1 protein-coding gene is annotated in these 283 nt (G+C 64.7%); it reads left to right on the plus strand.

Going from position 1 to position 283, the window contains the following annotated elements:
• Window positions 1–283: pentapeptide repeat-containing protein (locus QSV46_RS39520; RefSeq protein WP_314964064.1), on the plus strand; the 283-nt coding region annotated here is incomplete at both ends.

Raw genomic sequence — 283 nt, forward strand, 5'->3', positions numbered from 1 at the left:
GGACATGATGCGTCATGTTGACCTGACGTCGCCCGATATGGTCTCGGCCGAATTGACCCGCGGAGAGGTCGAGGCCGCGCTCGCCTCAGCGACCACCGCCGCGCCCGCCGATTTCACCGGGAAGAGATTATCCGGCCTGGACCTATCGGGCCTCAACCTGTCCGGCGCAACGTTCCGCGCGGCCCGACTCAACAAGACAAAGCTCGCCGGCGCCAGACTCGATCGCGCAATTCTCGACCAGGCTTGGCTAATCGAAGCCGACCTGACCGGCGCAAGCCTAAGG

Origin of the sequence: Bradyrhizobium cosmicum, assembly GCF_032290525.1 — a bacterium.
GTDB lineage: Bacteria > Pseudomonadota > Alphaproteobacteria > Rhizobiales > Xanthobacteraceae > Bradyrhizobium > Bradyrhizobium cosmicum_A.